Source organism: Mycobacterium sp. (assembly GCF_035653355.1).
GTDB lineage: Bacteria > Actinomycetota > Actinomycetes > Mycobacteriales > Mycobacteriaceae > Mycobacterium.
Genome location: NZ_DASRBZ010000371.1, coordinates 1 through 2,537, shown reverse-complemented (window position 1 = coordinate 2,537; position 2,537 = coordinate 1). Strand labels below are relative to the sequence as shown.

Below are 2,537 nucleotides of genomic sequence, written 5' to 3'. Positions count from 1 at the left end.
GAACCCGGCTGATCAACCCCGCCGGCGTGCACTTCCGGCCTTTCCTCTGCGCGCTGGGCACCTCCGTCGCCGCGGGGGCGGCGCTGATGGTGACGCTGGTCGACGTGGAGCTGTTCGCCCAGGGTGTGCTCGGCAAGGACCAGGACGAGGCCGCCTTGGTGTTGCTCTGGTTCCTCGCCGCGCTGCCGGTCGGGGCGGTGACGGGTGGATGGATCGCCACCAAGATCGGCGACCGCGCGATGACGTCCATCGGCCTGCTCATCGCGGCTGGCGCGTATTGGCTGATCTCCGGGTGGCGGCCCGACCTGCCAAGCCACCATCACCACATCCTCGGTTTGGTGACGCTGCCCGCAATGGACACCGACCTGGCGCTCGCTGGGGTCGGTCTGGGTTTGGTGATCGGGCCGCTGTCGTCGGCCAGCCTGCGGGTCGTGCCGTCGGCACAGCACGGCATCGCCGCGGCGTTGGTGGTGGTGGCCCGGATGACCGGCATGCTGGTCGGGATCGCCGCACTCAGCGCGTGGGGCTTCCAGCGGTTCAACCAGATCGTCGCGGCCAAGACGGCGGCGATACCCAGCAACGCCAGCCTCGCAGAACGATTACTGATCAAGGGCGAGCTGTACCGGCAGTCGTTCGCGGAGATGTATGGGGGCATCTTTACCGTGACAGCCGTCGTCTGCGTGGTGGGCGCACTGCTCGGTCTGCTGCTGTCCAGCCGTCGCGTCCACGCCGAGGAGCCGCAGGCAGCCGAGCCGCAGGTGGTGGGCCCCAAAGCATAGGGCGTGTGCCGGTTATCCGGCAGCTGGCGGACGGGGCATCACAAAGCGCCGCAGCCCATCCTTGAGAACGGCGGCGCCCACGCTGCGACCGGCCATGCCCGTCATCGGCACTCCGCCGAGCATGCTTCCCGTCTCACTTGCGCCAGCCGGTGCGACCCAGTTCAGACCGCCGCCCGACAACGCCGCTGCGCCGGAGGTTGTCGCCGGGGCCGCCGCTGTCCACGCCTGGGGCACGGACAGCGTCCCGATCGAAGGCGCCCGACCTAGGTCCGCCGAGACCAGCGAGGGCCCCAGCCCAGCTAACCCCGCCGATCCCAGCGACCGCCCCGGGACGGCCAAGCCGGCCGAGCCAAGCCCCCCGGCCAGCGCGGATCCTGCTGCCTTGGCGCCACTTTCGGCGGCCTTGGCCGCCGGCATCAGCGACTTCGCCGTCGAGATCACCGACGTTATCGTCGATCCGGACCGCGCCCAGAAGTGCGGGTCGAAAGTCATCGTCTCGAGCATCTCCTGAAGCTTCGGCAACAGGTACGGCGTGGACGACGTCGGAGATGCAGCCTCTCGCAACGCGATTGGTATCGCCGACGTTAGCTGCGACAGCGTCGCCTGAACGCGCGTGCCCGCCGACGCGCCGACGTTTTGGGCTACGGCGGCGGCCTGCCCTGCCGGCCCGGCCGGATTGGTGACTTGCGGCGGCGCTGCCAGCGGTGCGACGGTCGTCGCAGCCGCCGAGTCAGCCGCATATCGGTACATCGCGGCGGCATCCTGCGCCCACATCTGGGCGTAGTGCGCCTCCGTGGCCGCGATCGCCGGGGTGTTTTGTCCCAGGATGTTGGTCGCGGTCAACGACGAGAGCAAGGCGCGGTTGGCCGCGATCACCGGCGGAGGCACCGTCATCGCGTACGCCGTTTGGAATGCGCTTGCCGCCGCGTTGGATTGAGCGGCGATGCGGTCGCACTGGGTGGCGGTCGCGCTCATCCACGCCGCATATGGCGCCGCAGCGGCGGCCATGCACGCTGACGCCGGTCCCAGCCATGACCCGTGGACCAGCGCCGAGAGCACAGATTGGTAGCAGACCGCGGCAGCATGCAATTCGGCGGCCAGCTTTCCCCATGCCGCCGCGGCCGCCAGCAGTGCGGCAGAGCCCGGACCGGCATATATTCGCGCAGAATTGATCTCGGGCGGTAGCGCTGCATAGTCCAATTGTTTCCACCTCCGTTAGGGATGAGAGCCGTTCGTGGGCAATGCGGTTCGGAATGTCGTGACGAACAGCTCTGGCAGACATTATGTTTGGGGGGAGTTAGCGCTCAAGCTAAGCAGCAGTATGCATATACAACACATATTTATTGCGGTTTCGTCGGTGCGGCAAAGCCAATTCATTTGGGAGAGATATGGATTGGGTGACGCGGAGGTGTATGGGAGTAGAACGACGCGAGAACAGCCTTACTGCCGGCGAGGCGGTCGCATTTGTACGGGGTGCGCGGCGTGTCGGTGCACCGATACGCCCGCTCCCGCCGATGGGGGCTAGCGCGGCACCAGGCTGAGCAGCAAATCCGGCCCGACCCGCTCCACCCCGTCGAAGCGCCAGCGCAGCGCCCGCGCGATGCTCGGTACCCCGACGTCGTCGACCGCGGTGATGGGGCCGCCCAGAAGGATCGGCGCGACGTAGGCCAGGATGCGGTCGATTGCCCCCGCGCGCAGGAACGCTCCCGCGAGCGTGGGTCCGCCCTCGAGCAGCACGTCTGTGCGATTCGACAGGGC

Annotated in this window: 2 protein-coding genes and 1 pseudogene; 1 reads left to right on the top strand and 2 read right to left on the bottom strand. The window is 68.1% G+C overall.

Features of this window, described 5'->3' with window-relative positions:
* Positions 1 to 779 (top strand): annotated as a pseudogene (locus VFA16_RS12890) (MFS transporter); the annotation flags it as partial.
* Between the two features lie 12 nt (positions 780 to 791).
* Here VFA16_RS12890 and VFA16_RS12885 read toward each other — a convergent pair.
* Together VFA16_RS12885 and VFA16_RS12880 are read right to left on the bottom strand one after the other, a co-directional pair.
* Entirely contained in the window at positions 792 to 1,979 is a 1,188-nt protein-coding gene (locus VFA16_RS12885) for a PPE family protein (RefSeq protein ID WP_324968186.1), read from the bottom strand.
* 321 nt (positions 1,980 to 2,300) lie between these two features.
* On the bottom strand, positions 2,301 to 2,537 hold a 237-nt coding region (locus VFA16_RS12880), incomplete at its 5' end, for a RibD family protein (RefSeq protein ID WP_324968185.1).